General features: G+C 63.7%; 19 protein-coding genes. 13 read left to right on the top strand and 6 right to left on the bottom strand.

Annotated elements, in window-relative coordinates:
- Positions 1-180 precede the first annotated feature (180 nt).
- The 3 genes from B9Z01_RS04265 to B9Z01_RS04255 all read left to right on the top strand — a co-directional run bounded on the left by B9Z01_RS04265 (position 181) and on the right by B9Z01_RS04255 (position 3,797).
- Positions 181-930: an electron transfer flavoprotein subunit beta/FixA family protein gene (locus B9Z01_RS04265; RefSeq protein WP_085480968.1), complete on the top strand. Its 750-nt coding sequence runs from the start codon at positions 181-183 to the stop codon at positions 928-930.
- Between the two features lie 42 nt (positions 931-972).
- Entirely contained in the window at positions 973-1,908 is a 936-nt protein-coding gene (locus B9Z01_RS04260; RefSeq protein ID WP_085480967.1) for an electron transfer flavoprotein subunit alpha/FixB family protein, read from the top strand.
- A 98-nt stretch (positions 1,909-2,006) separates the two neighbouring features.
- Positions 2,007-3,797 (top strand): acyl-CoA dehydrogenase, encoded by a 1,791-nt coding sequence (locus tag B9Z01_RS04255; RefSeq protein WP_085480966.1) that lies wholly within the window; start codon positions 2,007-2,009, stop codon positions 3,795-3,797.
- Between the two features lie 218 nt (positions 3,798-4,015).
- On the opposite strand, the gene B9Z01_RS04250 is transcribed toward B9Z01_RS04255, so the two are convergent.
- On the bottom strand, positions 4,016-5,302 hold the full coding sequence (locus B9Z01_RS04250; RefSeq protein ID WP_085480965.1) for a D-amino acid dehydrogenase: 1,287 nt from the start codon (positions 5,300-5,302) through the stop codon (positions 4,016-4,018).
- A gap of 179 nt (positions 5,303-5,481) precedes the next feature.
- Here B9Z01_RS04250 and B9Z01_RS04245 point away from each other — a divergent pair, with 179 nt between their 5' ends.
- Together B9Z01_RS04245 and B9Z01_RS04240 are read left to right on the top strand one after the other, a co-directional pair.
- Complete coding sequence (locus tag B9Z01_RS04245; RefSeq protein ID WP_085480964.1) at positions 5,482-5,970, top strand: Lrp/AsnC ligand binding domain-containing protein; 489 nt, start codon at positions 5,482-5,484, stop codon at positions 5,968-5,970.
- 221 nt (positions 5,971-6,191) lie between these two features.
- On the top strand, positions 6,192-7,337 hold the full coding sequence (locus B9Z01_RS04240) for a PA0069 family radical SAM protein (RefSeq protein WP_085480963.1): 1,146 nt from the start codon (positions 6,192-6,194) through the stop codon (positions 7,335-7,337).
- 22 nt (positions 7,338-7,359) lie between these two features.
- Here B9Z01_RS04240 and B9Z01_RS04235 read toward each other — a convergent pair whose 3' ends face one another.
- On the bottom strand, positions 7,360-7,827 hold the full coding sequence (locus B9Z01_RS04235) for an NINE protein (protein ID WP_085480962.1): 468 nt from the start codon (positions 7,825-7,827) through the stop codon (positions 7,360-7,362).
- Positions 7,828-8,150: 323 nt separating this feature from the next.
- Positions 8,151-9,335, bottom strand: a complete 1,185-nt coding sequence (locus B9Z01_RS04230; RefSeq protein WP_085480961.1) for a PQQ-dependent sugar dehydrogenase — start codon at positions 9,333-9,335, stop codon at positions 8,151-8,153.
- 172 nt (positions 9,336-9,507) lie between these two features.
- On the opposite strand from B9Z01_RS04230, the gene rpsP reads away from it, so the two are divergent.
- The 7 genes from rpsP to B9Z01_RS04200 all read left to right on the top strand — a co-directional run bounded on the left by rpsP (position 9,508) and on the right by B9Z01_RS04200 (position 13,898).
- On the top strand, positions 9,508-9,762 hold the full coding sequence (rpsP, locus tag B9Z01_RS04225; RefSeq protein ID WP_013090118.1) for a 30S ribosomal protein S16: 255 nt from the start codon (positions 9,508-9,510) through the stop codon (positions 9,760-9,762).
- 14 nt (positions 9,763-9,776) lie between these two features.
- Positions 9,777-9,905, top strand: coding sequence for a hypothetical protein (locus B9Z01_RS36620; protein WP_275937485.1), 129 nt, complete (start codon positions 9,777-9,779; stop codon positions 9,903-9,905).
- Positions 9,898-10,623 (top strand): ribosome maturation factor RimM, encoded by a 726-nt coding sequence (rimM, locus tag B9Z01_RS04220; RefSeq protein ID WP_085480960.1) that lies wholly within the window; start codon positions 9,898-9,900, stop codon positions 10,621-10,623. Before B9Z01_RS36620 ends, rimM begins: the two co-directional genes overlap by 8 nt.
- Positions 10,624-10,636: 13 nt before the next feature.
- Entirely contained in the window at positions 10,637-11,416 is a 780-nt protein-coding gene (gene trmD / locus B9Z01_RS04215) for a tRNA (guanosine(37)-N1)-methyltransferase TrmD (RefSeq protein ID WP_143808809.1), read from the top strand.
- A gap of 166 nt (positions 11,417-11,582) precedes the next feature.
- Positions 11,583-11,969 carry a 50S ribosomal protein L19 gene (gene rplS / locus B9Z01_RS04210; RefSeq protein ID WP_085480959.1) on the top strand — a complete coding sequence of 129 codons (387 nt, stop codon included), beginning with the start codon at positions 11,583-11,585 and terminating at the stop codon, positions 11,967-11,969.
- Between the two features lie 88 nt (positions 11,970-12,057).
- On the top strand, positions 12,058-12,831 hold the full coding sequence (locus B9Z01_RS04205; RefSeq protein WP_085480958.1) for an NUDIX hydrolase: 774 nt from the start codon (positions 12,058-12,060) through the stop codon (positions 12,829-12,831).
- A 128-nt stretch (positions 12,832-12,959) separates the two neighbouring features.
- Positions 12,960-13,898, top strand: a complete 939-nt coding sequence (locus tag B9Z01_RS04200; RefSeq protein ID WP_085480957.1) for a CobD/CbiB family protein — start codon at positions 12,960-12,962, stop codon at positions 13,896-13,898.
- 114 nt (positions 13,899-14,012) lie between these two features.
- Here the strand turns inward: B9Z01_RS04200 and B9Z01_RS04195 are convergent, their stop codons facing one another.
- Genes B9Z01_RS04195 through B9Z01_RS04185 form a run of 3 tightly spaced genes read right to left on the bottom strand, consistent with a single transcriptional unit; the run spans position 14,013 to position 16,589 of the window.
- Positions 14,013-14,333: a putative signal transducing protein gene (locus B9Z01_RS04195; RefSeq protein WP_085480956.1), complete on the bottom strand. Its 321-nt coding sequence runs from the start codon at positions 14,331-14,333 to the stop codon at positions 14,013-14,015.
- A 1-nt stretch (position 14,334) separates the two neighbouring features.
- Positions 14,335-15,333: a ribosome small subunit-dependent GTPase A gene (rsgA, locus tag B9Z01_RS04190; protein ID WP_085480955.1), complete on the bottom strand. Its 999-nt coding sequence runs from the start codon at positions 15,331-15,333 to the stop codon at positions 14,335-14,337.
- Positions 15,330-16,589 carry a M48 family metallopeptidase gene (locus B9Z01_RS04185; RefSeq protein ID WP_085480954.1) on the bottom strand — a complete coding sequence of 420 codons (1,260 nt, stop codon included), beginning with the start codon at positions 16,587-16,589 and terminating at the stop codon, positions 15,330-15,332. Before B9Z01_RS04185 ends, rsgA begins: the two co-directional genes overlap by 4 nt.
- A 252-nt stretch (positions 16,590-16,841) precedes the next feature.
- On the opposite strand from B9Z01_RS04185, the gene orn reads away from it, so the two are divergent.
- Positions 16,842-17,459 (top strand): oligoribonuclease, encoded by a 618-nt coding sequence (gene orn, locus B9Z01_RS04180; RefSeq protein ID WP_085480953.1) that lies wholly within the window; start codon positions 16,842-16,844, stop codon positions 17,457-17,459.
- The last annotated feature ends 47 nt before the right edge of the window (positions 17,460-17,506 follow it).

Genomic DNA, 17,506 nt, shown 5'->3' with positions numbered 1-17,506 from the left:
GTCGGAACCCGGGGTTGCCGCCCGGGTTTTTTAGAGATTAAAATAGAACGATCGTTCGCTATTGTCGTCGCGCCGCAGAGGAGCGATATCCTCCCGCTAATGGGCCCGCGATAGGGCTGCCATGAGGCAGTCGTTATAATGTTCGTCGGGTTGACGTATTCGTAACTTTGGAGCGTGTGCATGAAAATCCTGGTGCCAGTGAAGAGAGTGGTCGACTACAACGTGAAAGTCCGGGTCAAGTCGGATGGCACGGGTGTCGACATTGCGAACGTGAAGATGTCGATGAATCCGTTCGACGAAATCGCGGTGGAAGAAGCCGTGCGTCTGAAGGAAGCGGGCGTGGCGACCGAAGTGATTGCCGTGTCGGCCGGTGTGACGCAGGCGCAGGAAACGCTGCGCACCGCGCTCGCGATCGGCGCGGACCGCGCGATCCTGATCGAATCGAGTGAGGATTTGCAGCCGCTCGCGGTGGCGAAGCTTTTGAAAGCGCTGATCGAGAAGGAGCAGCCGCAACTGGTGATCCTCGGCAAGCAGGCCATCGACGACGACTCCAACCAGACCGGCCAGATGCTCGCCGCGCTCGCGAACCTGCCGCAGGCGACGTTCGCCTCGAAGGTTGTCGTTGCAGACGGCAAGGCCACCGTATCGCGCGAAGTGGACGGCGGCGCCGAAACGCTGTCGCTGACGCTGCCGGCGGTCGTCACCACCGACCTGCGCCTCAATGAGCCGCGCTACGTCACGCTGCCCAACATCATGAAGGCGAAAAAGAAACCGCTGGAAGTCGTCAAGCCGGAAGATCTCGGCGTCGATGTCACGCCGCGTCTGAAGACGCTGAAAGTCGCCGAGCCTCCGAAGCGCTCCGCCGGCGTGAAGGTGCCGGACGTGAAGACGCTGGTTGAGAAGCTGAAGACCGAAGCGAAGGTGCTTTAAGTAGAACGGCAACTATGTTGCATGGGACTGGAGACAGAGCAAATGACGAATCTGGTAATAGCAGAACACGACAACGCGTCGATCAAGGCCGCGACGCTGAATACGATCGCAGCGGCACAAAAGATTGGCGGTGACATTCACGTGCTGGTTGCGGGTCACAACGCGCAGGCTGCGGCCGATGCGGCAGCGAAGATCGCGGGCGTCAGCAAGGTGCTGCTCGCCGATGCGCCGCAACTCGAAGCGGGTCTCGCGGAAAACGTCGAAGCGACCGTATTGAACATCGCGAAGAACTACTCGCACATCCTCGCGCCGGCCACCGCCTACGGCAAGAACATCGCACCGCGCATCGCGGCAAAGCTCGACGTCGCGCAGATCAGCGACATCACCGCAGTCGATTCGCCAGACACGTTCGAGCGTCCGATCTACGCGGGCAACGCGATTGCGACCGTGCAATCGGCTGACCCGATCAAGGTCATCACCGTGCGCTCGACGGGCTTCGACGCGGTTGCAGCCGAAGGTGGCAGCGCAGCAGTCGAGAAGATCGAAGCCGCGGCCGACAGCGGCCTCTCGCAGTTCGTTAGCCGTGAAGTCACGAAGCTGGACCGTCCGGAGCTGACGAGCGCGAAGATCATCGTGTCGGGCGGCCGGGGGCTGGGCAACGGCGAGAACTATACGAAGGTGCTGGAGCCGCTCGCGGACAAGCTCGGCGCGGCACTGGGCGCCTCGCGCGCCGCGGTCGATGCGGGCTTCGTGCCGAACGACTATCAGGTCGGCCAGACCGGCAAGATCGTCGCGCCGCAACTGTACGTGGCGGTCGGCATCTCGGGTGCGATCCAGCATCTGGCGGGTATGAAGGACTCGAAGGTGATCGTCGCGATCAACAAGGATCCGGAAGCGCCGATTTTCAGCGTCGCCGATTACGGTCTGGTCGGCGATCTGTTCGCCGTCGTGCCGGAGCTCGTGAGCGAACTCGGCTAAGCGCCGCAGCGCCTCGAACAGGCGGCTGACAGCAAGCGAAGGGCGCTGGACCGACCAAGTCCCGCGCCCTTTTTTCATATCAAGGGAGGAGAACCGAAATGAGCTATACGGCGCCCATCAAGGACATGCTGTTCGTGATGCAAGAACTGGCCGGACTCGAAGACATCGCGAGGCTGCCCGGCTTCGAAGACGCGAACCTCGACACGGCTCAGGCCGTGCTCGACGAGTCGGCGAAACTGTGCGGCGAAGTGCTCGCGCCGCTGAACGTCGACGGCGATCGCAATCCGAGCAGCTGGAAGGATGGCGTCGTGACCGCGACGCCGGGTTTCAGGGAAGCGTTCCGCCAGTTCTCCGAGGGCGGCTGGCAGGGCGTGCAGCATCCGCTCGACTACGAAGGGCAGGGGCTGCCAAAGCTCATCGCGACACCGTGCGTCGAAATGCTCAACGCGTCGAACCTGTCGTTCGCGCTGTGTCCGCTCCTGACCGACGGCGCGATCGAAGCGCTGCTGACCGCGGGCAGCGAAGCGCAGAAACAGACCTATGTGCCGAAGCTGATTTCCGGCGAATGGACCGGCACGATGAACCTGACCGAGCCGCAGGCCGGCTCCGATCTCGCGCTCGTGCGCACGCGCGCCGAGCCGCAGGCCGACGGTTCGTTCAAGCTGTTCGGCACGAAGATCTTCATTACGTGGGGCGAGCACGACATGGCGAAGAACATCGCGCATCTCGTGCTCGCGCGCACACCGAGCGCGCCCGAGGGCGTGAAGGGCATCTCGCTCTTCATCGTGCCGAAGTTTCTCGTCAACGAGGACGGTTCGCTCGGCGAGCGCAACGACGTTCACTGCGTGTCGATCGAACACAAGCTCGGCATCAAGGCGAGCCCGACCGCGGTGCTGCAGTTCGGCGATCATGGCGGCGCGATCGGCCAACTGATCGGCGAAGAGAATCGTGGGCTCGAGTACATGTTCATCATGATGAACGCCGCGCGTTTCGCAGTGGGCATGCAGGGCGTCGCGATCTCGGACCGCGCGTACCAGAAGGCGGTCGCGTATGCGAAGGAGCGCGTGCAGAGCCGCCCCGTCGATGGCTCGGCGAAGCAGCCGGTCGCGATCATCCAGCACCCGGACGTGCGCCGCATGCTGTCGACGATGCGCGGCCTGACCGAAGCGTCGCGCGCACTGGCCTATGTCGCGGCGTCGCATTGCGATCTCGCGCATCGTCATCCGGACGAAGCGACGCGTGCCGCGCATCAGGCGATCTACGAATACCTCGTGCCGATCGTGAAGGGCTGGAGCACGGAACTGTCGATCGACGTCGCGAGCCTCGGTGTGCAGGTGCACGGCGGCATGGGCTTCATCGAGGAAACCGGCGCCGCGCAGTACTACCGCGATGCGCGCATCCTGCCGATCTACGAAGGCACGACCGCGATTCAGGCGAATGATCTGATTGGCCGCAAGACGCTGCGTGACGGCGGCAAGGTCGCGAAAGAACTGCTTGCCGGTATCGCACAGACAGTCGACGCGCTCGGTGCGCAGCAGGGGCCGGCATTCGCGTCGATGAAGACGCAGCTTGCGCAGGGGCAGCGCGCGATGAGCGCGGTCGTCGATTTCGTCGTCGCGAATGCGAAGGGCGATCCGAACGCGGTGTTCGCGGGCAGCGTGCCTTATCTGAAGCTCGCGGGCATCGTGCTCGGAGGCTGGCAGATGGCGCGTGCGATGCTCGCGGCTGCGGTCAGGCGCGACGCGGATCCTGCGTTCCACGACGCGAAGATCGCCACCGCGCGGTTCTATGCGGAGCACGTATTGCCGCAGGCGGCGGCGCTCGAAGTGGCGATTGTCAGTGCGAAGGGTGGGGAAGGCGTGCTGGCGTTGTCGGAGGATCAGTTCTGAGCGCGGGTTGATGACGTGATCGTGGCCGGACGATATTCAGATGTTGTGCGGATATTCATCCCGGCTTCAATGCAAACGGCGCCTCGCGAGGCGCCGTTTGTCGCTGTTGCTTCGCTGCTACTTCGCTGTTACTTTTTTACTGCTTCGATTCCGCCGCATGCGCTGATTAACGCGCCGAGTGCATCAGCGCATCCGCTTGCCGCCTGGCGTCACTTAGCTTAGGCATAAGCCGGACGATGCTCGCCGGCCGTCTCGCCGAGATAACGATGCACCGACAGATCGTCCGCGCGGATGGCCGGCTGCTTGCCCGACATCAGATCGGCCAGCAGTTGGCCCGAGCCGCACGACATGGTCCAGCCGAGCGTGCCGTGCCCCGTGTTCAGGAACAGGTTCGCGACCGGCGTGCGGCCGACGATCGGCGTGCCGTCCGGCGTCATGGGCCGCAGACCGGTCCAGAACGTCGCTTTCGACGTATCGCCGCCACCCGGGAACAGGTCGTTCACGCACAGTTCGAGCGTTTCACGGCGCGCCTTGCGCAGTGACTTGTCGAAGCCGACGATCTCCGCCATCCCGCCGACGCGAATCCGGTCGTCGAAGCGCGTAATCGCGATCTTGTAGGTCTCGTCGAGCACCGTGGACACCGGCGCGGCCGCTGCGTCGACGATCGGCGCGGTGATCGAATAGCCCTTCAGCGGATAGACCGGAATCTTCACGATGCCGTCGAGGAAGCGCGTGGAGTACGAACCGAGCGCGACGACGAACGAATCCGCGCGCACGAGTTCGCTGCCGCACTGCACGCCGGCGATACGGTCGCCCGCCATCGCGAGTGCGTCGATCGGTGTGTTGTAGCGGAATTTGACGCCCAATTCCTCGGCGAGCGCGGCAAGGCGCGTCGTGAACATCTGGCAGTCGCCGGTTTCGTCGCCCGGCAGGCGCAGGCCGCCCGTGAGCTTGTGCGATACCGCGGCGAGCGCCGGCTCGGCTTTCGCGAGTTCTTCCGCCGACAGCAGTTCGTACGGCACGTTGGCTTCCTGCAGCACGGCGATGTCTTTCGCGGCGCCGTCGAATTGCTGCTGCGTGCGGAACACCTGGAGCGTGCCGCCGGTGCGGCCTTCGTACTGGATGCCGGTGTCGGCGCGCAGCGCCTGCAGGCAGTCGCGGCTGTATTCGGCGAGGCGCACCATGCGGCCCTTGTTCACCGCATAGCGCGAGGTCGTGCAGTTCTGCAGCATCTGCCACATCCATTGCAGCTGGAATGCCGTGCCGTCGAGGCGGATCGCGAGCGGCGCGTGCTTCTGGAACATCCACTTGACGGCCTTCAACGGCACGCCCGGCGCGGCCCACGGCGACGCATAGCCCGGCGAGATCTGGCCGGCGTTGGCGAAACTGGTTTCGAGCGCCGGGCCGGCTTCACGGTCGATGACGGTTACTTCGTGACCGGCGCGCGCGAGGTAATACGCGCTCGTCACACCGACGACGCCACTGCCCAAAACGACGACTCGCATAGCTGCTCCAGGTATTCAGAAAGGTTGGGAGGGCACGGCGTTCGTCGGTGGATTCGATCTCGTTCGGCTAACGAGTCGTAACCCGAGGTATAACGCGGTTTGCCCAGTGTTAACCGCTATACTATTAACAGTCAGGCAGGTTTTGTTATCGTATTTTCATCATTTTCAGCAGAAACATCATGCGTACACAGCGGCAGCCCGTGCGGGCTCTCGACAAGCTCGATCACAAGATCCTGCGGCTCCTGCAGCAGGACGGCCGGATGGCGATGAAAGACCTCGCGGAGCAGGTGGGGCTGTCGGTGACGCCGTGCATCGAGCGGGTCAAGCGGATGGAGCGCGACGGCGTGATCATGGGCTATTACGCGCGCGTGAACCCGGTCGAACTGGGCGCGGCGCTGCTCGTGTTCGTCGAGATCACGCTCGATCACAAGAGCGGCAACATGTTCGACCAGTTCCGGCGCGAGGTGCAGAAGATTCCCGAGGTGCTCGAATGCCACCTCGTGTCGGGCGACTTCGACTATCTGATCAAAGCGCGCATCGGCGAAATGGCTGATTACCGCAAGCTGCTCGGCGACATCCTGCTGCAGTTGCCGGGCGCGGTGCAGTCGAAGAGCTATGTGGTGATGGAGGAGATCAAGGAGACGCTGACGATCGCGGTGGGCGAATAGGGACGTAATAAGCGCGGACCGGAACATCACGGCGGTCCTGGTAGCGGGTTCGCGGCCGGGTCGCGGGCGGAAAAGCGGGACTCGACAAACGGCGTAAACACTGTATATTTATACAGGTGTTTTGCGCCGTTTTTTGTTGGGCGCGCGTTTGTCCTGCGGGCTGTATTTCCGGTTCGTATTTCTTTGTTGCGCCGTTTTTAGTGCTCTAGCCGTGGCCTGCCGTGACTGATTCCGATACTTCTTCCGTTCCTGAATTTCCGATCGCGCCGCCCGCGCCTCGCAAAGGGCGTGGAGCGGTGACGAACCTGCAAGGCCGCTATGAGGTCGACCAGCGCGAAGCCGTTGACGACGGCTGGCAGCCAGCCGCCGAAGAAGACGGCGAGCCGAAAGGGTTGCGCACGCAGGTGTTCGAAGAGCGCGCGAAGTCGATCCTTACGCGCAATGCCTCGCCGGATATTCCGTTCAGCGTGTCGCTGAATCCCTATCGCGGTTGCGAGCACGGCTGCATCTATTGCTTCGCGCGGCCCACGCACAGCTATCTGGGGTTGTCGCCGGGGCTCGATTTCGAAAGCCGCATCTACGCGAAGATCAATGCGCCGGAGCTGCTCGAGCGCGAATTGTCGAAGAAGTCCTACGTGCCGGAGCCGATCGCGCTCGGTGTCGCCACCGACGCGTGGCAGCCGGCCGAGCGCGACTTGCGCCTCACGCGCCGCGTGATCGAGGTGCTCAGCGAGCGCAACCAGCCATTCGCGGCAATCACCAAATCGTCGCTGATCGAGCGCGACATCGATCTGCTCGCGCCGATGGCCGCGCGCGGGCAGTTCATGGCCGCGATCACGATCACGACGTTGGACGCGGACATCGCGCGCACGCTCGAACCACGGGCGGCCACGCCGTCGCGGCGCTTGCGTGCGATCCGCACTTTGAGCGAGGCGGGCATTCCGGTCGGCGTCAGCATTGCGCCGGTCATTCCGTTCGTCACCGAACCAGACATGGAGCGCGTGCTCGAGGCTTGCGCGGAAGCGGGCGCGAGCAACGCGAGCTATATCGTCCTGCGTCTGCCTTGGGAAGTCGCGCCGCTGTTCAAGGATTGGCTCGCCGCGCATTTTCCCGACCGGGCCGAACGGGTCATGAGCCGCGTGCGCGACATGCGGGGCGGCAAGGACTACGATTCGTCGTTCTCGACGCGTATGAAAGGAGAGGGCTTATGGGCGGACATGCTCAAGCAGCGCTTTCACAAGGCCGTGCGCCGTCTGGGATTGAACGGGCGCGAGCGAGGCATTCTCGACATGTCGCACTTTCGGCGAGGTGAGCCGTCGCGTGAGCGGGGGCCGTCACACGACAATCCGCAACTAAGGCTTTTCTAGCGCCTCGCGGAGCTTGTCGCCGTCACTGCGAGATCGTTTTGGCCGCTTCCACCTGGCTCTCGAAGTAGGTCTGAAACGAGATGGCGAGACCGCTCATGAGCAGGAAGGCGCCGATCAACAGGGAAAAGATGACGATGAAGATAACCGTCCAGCCGGAGCGGCTTTTGCGCTGCGTGTGGGCGTTGAACTGCGCGTCCCACTTTTCGTCGGGGCGCAGCCCGTAGACGATTGCGGCGAGAAACGCGGCAAGAAGCGAAATTGCGCCGAGGGTCGCCAGCGCCCAGCCGAGCATCGAAGCGCGCTCGGTTGCCACGAGCAGCATTGCGCCGGGAATGCCGATCAACGTGCCGATCAGATGAGCCCAACCGTAAATGTCCCGGGCGCCGTACAGATAGAAGCGGTGGGCGCCGAGGCTGCCGAAGAAGAACGCCAGCGCGGCGGTAATCGTCTTGGATCTGAAGCGTGGGGAAGTCGAAGCAACGGTGGACATGGACGCTTGGGCAGAGTGATGGGCGGTCGAAAGGAGCGGCGCGCCGCAGGGCGCGGACCGACGCGCATTCTACGCCTGCCGCGCGCCGGCGGTCACGTCGCGGGTGGGCAAAGGGCCGAAGACGGGTAGCGGCGGCGCGCGGCGCGGGCTGGACGTCTTTGATGCCTCCGCGGCGAAGCGGATGTCGGGGTTGGAGAGGGAGCTTTGGTGCCTTCGTGCCGGAGCCGATGTACGGGCCGGAGGGATTGTCTTTGGCGCGGCTGCGAACTCGGCGGGCTTCGCGAAGGGTTCGCCCACCACCAAGGTCAGCGCCTTGACGGGCACTAAGGCGCCGAATACGTCACGCGATAGATCGCGCCGGCGTAATCGTCGCTGATGAGCAGCGAGCCGTCCGGCAGCGGCAGCACGTCGGCGGGCCGGCCCCAGACGGCTTCGCCGGGTTGCAGCCAGCCTTCGGCAAAGACTTCCTGGCGCGCGTTGCTGCCGTCCGCATTGGCGATCACGCGCACGACGCGGTAGCCGACCTTCTTGCTGCGGTTCCAGGAGCCGTGCTCGGCGATGAAAATACTGTTGCGGTAGTCGGGTGGAAACATTGGGCCATCGTAAAAACGCATGCCGAGCGAAGCCACGTGCGCGCCGAGTTTGACCACGGGCGGCGTGAAATCACTGCACGGATGGTCCTTGCCGAATTCGGGGTCCGGCGTGTCGCCGCCATGACAGTACGGAAAACCGAAATTCAACCCGACTCGTGGCGCGCGGTTCAGCTTATCGCTCGGGATGTCGTCGCCGAGCAGATCGCGGCCGTTGTCGGTGAACCACAGTTCGTGTGTGACGGGATGCCACGCGAAGCCGACCGAATTGCGTATGCCGCGCGCCACGACCTCATAGTGGCTGCCGTCCGGGTCCATGCGGCCAATCAGCGCAAACCGGTTGGGGTCTTTTTCGCAGATGTTGCACGGCGCGCCCTGCGGCACGTACAGCTTGCCGTCCGGACCGAAAGCGATGAATTTCCAGCCGTGATGCGTCTCCGTGGGCAGCTTGTCAGTCACGATAACGGGCTGCGGCGGATCGCTCAGGTGGGAGTCGATCGCATCGAAGCGCACGATCTTCGACACTGCGGATACATATAGCGCGCCGTCGTGCCATGCCACTCCAGCCGGCAACTGCAGGCCGGAAGCAATCACGTGGCGGCCCGTCACATGGCCGTTTTGCAGTTCGAGCGCGTAGACGTGCCCGTCAAGGCTGCCTACATAGAGAATGCCTTTCGGCGAAAGTGTCATCGCGCGTGCGCTCGGCACTTCGTCCGACAACACTTCAATATGAAAGCCCGGCGGGACCCTGATTTTCTCGACGGGCAGTGCCGCGGCCGCCGTCAGGGCCTGTGTGGCGACGAGCGTCGCGGCCGCCGCGCGTAGAACGCGGCCTCGCGCAGCGCAAGCAAGTCCCGAAAAGCGCACGAAAAAGAGCAAAAAAACGGACAGAACCGGGATGGGCTGCAGGCGTTTCACGAGCGCTCCTTCAGGTATTCCGGGCGTTTGGGCGGGTTCGCGGGCCCCCTGGCCGGTGGCCGGCGCAGCCCGGTTGCTCAGTTTATCCCGGTAAGTGTTTGTTATGGCGTCAGTTTCCAGCTATAATCGCGTGTTTCAGTCGTTCCGAACCCCGGTTTTCAAGGATTCTAGTATGGTCATCATCCGCTTGGCTCGTGGCGGCTCCAAGAAGCGCCCGTTCTACAACATCGTTGCCACCGACTCGCGCAGCCGTCGTGACGGCCGCTTCATCGAGCGCGTTGGCTTCTACAACCCGGTCGCTACGAAGGGCGAGTCCCTGCGTATCGCTCAGGACCGCCTGACGTACTGGCAAGGTGTTGGCGCGCAACTGTCGCCGACCGTCGAGCGTCTCGTGAAGGAAGCGCAAAAGGCGCAACCGGCTGCCTGATAATGGCGGCTCGTGTGCGTATCGTCGTCGGTTCGGCCGGCGGCTCGCGCAGCTTGCGTGAGCAGTTCGATGCGCAAATTGTTTTACTGAAACAGACGCCAAAGCTGGCGGCGACGTTGTCTCCGAGGTTATCTCATGTCTGAGCGTGATTCCGGCAGTTCTGGTCGCGCCGGAGCAGCTTCGCGCGCAAAGGCGTCTGGTCAGACGTCGTTCGGTGCATTCGTCCGCAAGCCGGTCGAACGGACCGAAGACAAGGCGAAAGCCCTTGCGGCAAACGCTGGTTCCGAAGCCGCGGAAATGCGCACGGAAACGGCGGCAAGCTGGCCGGCCGACGTGATCGAGGTCGGTGCGATCGTCGACGCTTACGGCCTCAAAGGCTGGGTCAAGGTGGCCGCGCATGCAGGTGCCGGGCGAGGCGGCGACGCCTTGCTGAGCGCGAAACGCTGGTGGCTGCTCAAAGACGGCGAGCGTAGATCGGTGCCGGCCTTGCAGGCCAAAACTCATAGCGACAGTGTGGTTGCCCATCTGGGCGGCGTCGCTGACCGCGACGTGGCGCTGGCCTTGCGCGGCTTTCGCGTGTACGTCAGCCGCGACGAATTTCCGGCTCTCGAAGCCGACGAATTCTACTGGGTCGACCTGATCGGCATGGATGTGGTGAACCTCGCCGGGCTCAACCTCGGCAGGGTGGCAAGCATGATCGACAACGGCGCGCAGTCGGTGCTGCGTATCGAATATCCGGCTACCGACAAGAGCGGCAAGCCGGTAGCAGGCGAGCGCATGATCCCGTTCGTCGGCGTCTATGTCAAAACGGTGGACCAGGCAGCGAAGCAGATCGTCGTCGACTGGGAAGCCGATTATTGAAATCTTTCGTTGAATGGAGAGAGCGGTGCAGTTCGATGTCGTGACGCTCTTTCCTGAGATGTTCCGTGCGCTGACCGACTGGGGTATCACCAGCCGGGCAGTGAAGCAGGAGCGCTACGGGTTGCGCACGTGGAATCCGCGCGATTTCACAACCGACAACTACCGTACGATCGACGATCGCCCGTACGGCGGCGGCCCCGGCATGGTGATGCTGGCGAAACCGCTCGAAGAAGCGATCGATGCCGCGAAAGCGGCGCAGGCGCAACAGGGCATTGGTACGCCGCGCGTCGTGATGATGTCGCCGCAAGGCGCAACGCTCAATCACGAGCGCGTCATGAAGTTCGCGGCCGAACCCGGTCTGATCCTGTTGTGCGGTCGTTACGAAGCGATCGACCAGCGTCTGCTCGACCGTGTCGTCGACGAGGAAGTCAGCCTTGGCGACTTCGTGCTGTCGGGCGGTGAGTTGCCTGCGATGGCGTTGATGGACGCGGTCGTGCGTCAGCTGCCCGGCGTGCTCAACGATTCGCAGTCGGCGGTGCAGGACAGCTTCGTCGACGTGCTGCTCGATTGTCCGCATTACACGCGGCCCGAGGAATACGAGGGCGTGCGGGTGCCCGATGTGCTGCTCGGCGGCCATCATGCGGAAATCGAAGCGTGGCGGCGGCGCGAAGCGTTGCGCAACACGCTGAACAAACGGCCCGATCTGATCGTGAAGGCCAGGAAGAACAAGATGTTGAGCCGTGCCGACGAGGCATGGCTCGCAAGTCTCGCGAAGGGAGAACCGAAGGCCTGAGGCCCCGGTCTTTCGAGCGGACACAAGGCGGTGCCGTACATGCGTGTGCGGCGCCAGATGTGAACCCATCCTCTATCGGGGCCGTAGCCGAGCGCAGCAGGGCAACCTGCGGGAAACCAGCGCAAGGCAGGTACGAACGCCGACAAGATGGATCTAGGAGTCAGTGATGAATCTGATTGCAAAACTCGAGCAGGAAGAAATCTCGCGCGTTCTCGGCGAAAAGACCATTCCCGATTTTGGTCCGGGCGATACGGTCATCGTCAGCGTGAACGTGGTTGAAGGCACGCGTAAGCGTGTGCAGGCTTACGAAGGCGTCGTGATCGCCAAGCGTAACCGTGGTCTGAATTCGTCGTTCATCGTCCGCAAGATTTCGTCGGGCGAAGGCGTCGAGCGTACGTTCCAGACGTATTCGCCGCTGCTGGCAAGCATCGTCGTGAAGCGTCGCGGTGACGTGCGTCGTGCAAAGCTGTACTACCTGCGCGAGCGTTCGGGCAAGTCGGCTCGAATCAAGGAAAAGCTGGTTTCGAAAAACCGCGCTGCTCCGGAAGCGTAAATGCTGTAAGAAAAAGCACCCCTCGCGGGTGCTTTTTTGTTTGCCAGGTCAAAATAGCGGTATCCCCACCCGCTCATCAGAGAACCCGTTGATCCGCCCCGTCTTTGAGCCCGAAAGCCTGCCTGTCATCGCGACCGGCGCCGATCTGCCGGCGGTGGCGGGCGACCGTCTTACGCCCGATGCACTGCGGGCACGCTTCGAGCGGCCGCTTGCCTGGACCCCCGAGAAAATTGCCGATGCGCCGTGGCGCAATACCGAGATCGATCCGCGCGTGGCCGCGGTGCTGGTGCCGCTCGTGGTGCGTGAGCACGGCCTCACGGTCCTGCTCACGCAGCGCGCGGACCATCTGAACGATCACGCCGGCCAGGTGAGTTTTCCCGGCGGCCGTCAGGAACCGTTCGACGCCGACGCCATCGCGACCGCGCTGCGCGAGGCGCGCGAGGAAGTCGGCCTCGATGCGTCGCGCGTGGAAATTCTCGGTGCATTGCCCGACTATCTGACGGGCACCGGTTTTTGCGTGTCGCCGGTGATCGGCCTCGTGCATCCGCCGTTCACGTTGCAGATGGATGCGCTCGAAGTGGCCGAGGTGTTCGAAGTGCCGCTCGCATTCCTGATGAACCCCGCGAACCACGAAGAGCGTCTGTTCCGTTACGAAGGCGGCGAGCGCCGCTTTTTCGCGATGCCGTATCCGCGCGATGAACTGGCGGCAACGATAAACCCCACGCAACGGCGAAGCGGCGAGGCAAGCCTACAGGCAACGGAAGCAGCAAGCGAACAAACAGCCGTGCAGGGCGGCCATCATTTCATCTGGGGCGCGACGGCGGCGATGCTGCGCAACCTGTATCGCTTCCTCGCCGCATGAGTTGGACGGGCAGAGTTGCGCGGACGATGCAGTTGTCGGTGGTTTGTCAGTGTCCACGTTCAGTCGCATCCGACCCTGTGCTATCGTTATAAAACAATCGTAAAAACTCAAAAAGCACGGCGCACCGCATGACTTTTTTCTCCGTATTGCTGGCTCTGATCATTGAACAGGTACGCGCACTGTCACCGAACAATCCGGTGTCCGCGTTGCTTCAATACCATGCGGAGTCGGCGGCGCACGGATTCGACGCCGGCAAGCAACGACACGGTCTGCTCGCATGGCTCGTGGTGGTGGTGCCCTGGACGCTCGCGGTCGCGCTCGTCTACTACGTGCTGTATCACATTCACTTTCTGCTGGCGTTCATGTGGAACGTCGTGGTGCTGTACTTCACGCTCGGCTTCCGGCAGTTCAGCCATTACTTCACCGACATCCATCTCGCGTTGAACAACGACGACGTGCCGCGCGCGCGCGAAATCCTCAACGAATGGACCGGGCTCGATACCGTCGACATGCCGGTCAGCGAGATCGTGCGTCATACGCTGATTCACGCGGTGGTCGCGTCGCACCGTCACGTGTTCGGCGTGTTCTTCTGGTTCCTGATTCCGGTCGGTCCCGCGGGCGCCGTGCTGTACCGCTGCGCCGAATACCTCGCGCGCGCATGGGCGCGGCCGGCCGACGATCGTACCGTCGCCTTTTCGAGCTTCGCTCAGCGCGCGTTCTTCGTGATCGACTGGGTGCCGGCGCGGCTGACGTCGCTCGGCTTTGCGATCGTCGGCAATTTCGAGGACGCGATCTACGCGTGGCGCAATCACGCGCGGCAATGGCCCGATGCGAACGATGGCGTACTGCTCGCCGCGGGAAGCGGGGCGCTCGGCGCGCGCCTCGCCGGGCCGCTCGCGGAACCGTCGAGCCTCGACGCACTCGCCACTGGCGACGGCGGTCCGATGCAGGTCGGCGACGACTGCACGCCGCGCACGCTGCAATCGGCGGTGGGTCTCGTATGGCGCGCAGTCGTGCTATGGATGATCCTGCTGTTGATGCTGACCATCGCGGTATGGCTTGCCTGAAGCCGCCGCGTCGCTCGCGCATCAAATGAAAAAGCCGGGGTATCGCCTGGCTTTTTCAATTCCCGGCCGCCCTACGGATAGCGCGGCAAGCATCGCGACCAGCCTGCCTTCGCGTCATCCCTTCAGCGGATCGCGCGCAGTCCCGCATTGCCAGCACACGGTGAACTGCGCTTCGAGCATTTCGCCGCAATGCTGGCATCGCCAGCCCGGCGCGCCCGGTGCCGGACCCTGCGATGCCGCCTCGATCAGACGCCGCGCGATCGCCTCGTCGCGTTCGTCGACGAGCCATAACTCCGGTGCGCACTGATCCGCCGGAATCTCGCCGAGCGCGCCGTTCAGATAGCGGTTGTGCAATTCGCACGCAATACCCGCGGTCTCGAGCACGTTGACCCAATGCTGTCCGGTGATCAGGTTCGGCGCGCGCATCAGCTTCATGTCAGCGAACGATCTGGCTGGCTTCGTGCACGAGCTGCGCATAGAGCGCATGCCGTTCGCGCCGGATGCGGCCGTCCGCGACGGCTTCGAGAATCGCGCAGCCGGGCTCGTGCAAGTGATGGCAGTTATAGAAGCGGCAGTTCGGCAGCAGCGGCCGGAATTCAGGGAATGCGCGTTCGAGCTTGCCTTCGGTCAGGTGATGCAGGCCGAATTCCTGGAAGCCCGGCGAATCGATCAATGCGCCGGCCGCGCCATTCACGCGAACCATGCCGTCCGTGCTGTCCGGGGTCGGCAGCGGATAAAGACGCGTGAACGTCGTGGTATGCCGTCCGCTGTTCAATGCGGTTGAAATCTCGCGCGTCGCGACTTCGGCGTCCGGAATCAGCAGGTTCACGAGCGTCGATTTGCCCATGCCGGATTGGCCGAGCAGCAGCGTCGCGTGACCGCGCAGATGTTCGGTCAGCACGGCGCGCGCGGCCTCGGGCTGCATCCGGATCGACACTTCGAGGACCGTATAGCCGAGCGCGCGATACGGTTCCAGCCGCCTGCGCGCGCCGTCCAAAGCATCGGTCACGTCGATCTTGTTCAGCACGATCAGCGGCTTCAGCTCGTTCTCCTCGGCGGCGACGAGCGCGCGGCCGAGCAGGTCCTCGCTGAAATGCGGCTCGGTCGCGAGCACGATCAGCAACTGGTCGAGATTGGCCGCGAACAGCTTCGACTTGTACTGATCCGAGCGATAGAGCAGGTTGCGCCGTTCGCCGATCTCGACGATCACGCCCTGATCCGCGGAAGTCGGCTCGTAGATCACGCGATCGCCGACCGCCACCTCGCTGCGCTTGCCGCGCGGGAAGCATTGCAGCAACGCACCGCCGTCTTCAGGCGCAACGAGATAGTGGCGGCCATGCGCGGCCACCACGAGGCCGCCCGTGCGCGCGCCATGCGTGCCGGACGCGGCGGCTTGCGCGCCGCGCGACGCCTTCTTCGGGGCGCGGCCGCTCATGCGTGCCGCAGCAGTCGGTCGATCCGCTGCGAGGCCGGCGGATGCGAGTAGTAGAAGGCGGTGTAGAGCGGATCGGGCGTCAGCGTCGACGCGTTGTCCTCGTACAGCTTGACGAGCGCATTGACGAGATCTTGCGCGTCGGTTTGTGTCGCGGCGAACGCGTCGGCTTCGAACTCGTGCTTGCGCGAGCTGAGGCTGCCGAGCGGCGTAACGAAGAACATGAACACCGGCAGCGCGAGGAAGAACAGCACGAGCGCGAGCCCGCTATTGCCGCCGATCAGCGACGGCCGCACCCCGAGCCCCTCGTAGAACCACACGCACTGCGTCAGCCAGCCGAGCAGCGCGAGCATCGCGAGACTGATCGCGAACGTGACGAGCATGCGCTTCATCACGTGACGGCGCTTGAAGTGGCCGAGTTCGTGCGCGAGCACCGCTTCGATCTCGCGGCCCGACAGGCGCGCGAGCAGCGTGTCGAAGAACACGATGCGCTTGCTCGCGCCGAAGCCGGTGAAGTACGCATTGCCGTGCGCCGAGCGGCGGCTGCCGTCCATCACGAACAGGCCCTTGGCGGCGAAGCCGCAGCGCTTCATCAGCGCTTCGATGCGGCTCACCAGCGCGTCGTCCTTGAGCGGCTCGAACTTGTTGAAGAGCGGTGCGATGAAGGTCGGGAAAATCAGCAGACCGAACATCTGGAACGCGACCCACACGACCCACGCCCACAGCCACCACAAGCTGCCGGCCCGGTTCATGAGCCACAACACGACGAACAGCAGCGGCAGACCGAACGCGACGCCGAGCAGGGCGCCCTTGAGCCGGTCGAAGAAGAACAGGCCTTTGCTCATGCGATTGAAGCCGAAGCGTTGCTCGACGACGAACTGCCGGTAGTAATCGAACGGCAGGTCGATCGCTCCCGTGATCGCGATGACGGCTGCGACGAGCGCGATCTGGCCGGCATAGCCGCGCCCGAGCCAGTCGGAGATCGCGAGATCGAGCGCCTGCACGCCGCCAAGCAGCGTGAGCCCGATCAGCACGGCCGCGCCGACGACGATCTCGATCATCGCAAGCCGCGTGCGCTCGACGGTGTAGTCGGCGGCGCGCTGGTGCGCGGTGAGCGCGATAGTGGTCGCGAACTGGCTCGGCACCTGTTCGCGGTGGGCGGCGACGAAGCGGATCTGCCGCGACGCGAGCCAGAGTTTGGTGCCGACCATCGCGACGACGGCGATGACGAACAGAGCGGTGAAGTACAGGGTAGGCATCCGGGGATTCCGTGGTATCTATGCGAGAATTATATGTTTCTTCCCGCTTCGCGGCGGGGCGATACGGCTCAAAGCAATGGTTCAAGACAGCAATGCAAGGCGGCGCTTCGAAGCGCTGCTCCAAAGCAGCGGTCCGCGACCGCCGCTTCAGCGCCGACGGGCCGGCTCGAACAGCGAATCCATTTCAAACGAACACACGCCGCGGCGCGGGTTTCCAGCGAACTCCGCCGCCAGGCCATCAGGGTTGCCTTCATGACTGACATCCTCGCATCCACCGAACAGCCGCCGCTCGTGCGCAGCGACATGAATCTCGTCTGGCTGGACATGGAAATGACCGGGCTCGAGCCCGACACCGACCGCATCATCGAAATCGCGGTGGTGGTGACGAATTCGACGCTCGACAGGATGGTCGAAGGCCCGGTGCTGGCGATCCATCAGAGCGATGAAACGCTCGCAAAAATGGACGAATGGAACCAGAACACGCATGGCCGCTCGGGGCTGATCGATCGCGTGAAGGCGTCGACGGTCAGCGAGGCGGATGCTACCGAGCTGATCCGCGATTTTCTCGGCGCTTACGTGCCGCCCGGCAAGTCGCCGATGTGCGGCAATTCGATCTGCCAGGACCGCCGTTTCATGGCGCGCTGGATGCCGGACCTCGAGCGCTTCTTCCATTACCGCAATCTCGACGTGAGCACGCTCAAGGAACTGTGCCGGCGCTGGCAGCCGGCCATCTACAAAGGCTTCCAGAAGCGCGCGATGCACACGGCGCTCGCCGACATCCACGAGTCGATCGACGAGCTGAAGTACTACCGCGAGCATTTCCTCGTGCCGTCACAGCCGGCGCCGGACGCATCCGCGAGCGCCGAATAGGCGGCGGATAACGACGGCCGGTAACGACGGCGGATAAGCGCCAGCCA

The sequence above is a fragment of the Paraburkholderia susongensis genome (assembly GCF_900177725.1).
GTDB lineage: Bacteria > Pseudomonadota > Gammaproteobacteria > Burkholderiales > Burkholderiaceae > Paraburkholderia > Paraburkholderia susongensis.
This window is presented reverse-complemented; position numbering and strand designations above follow the sequence as displayed.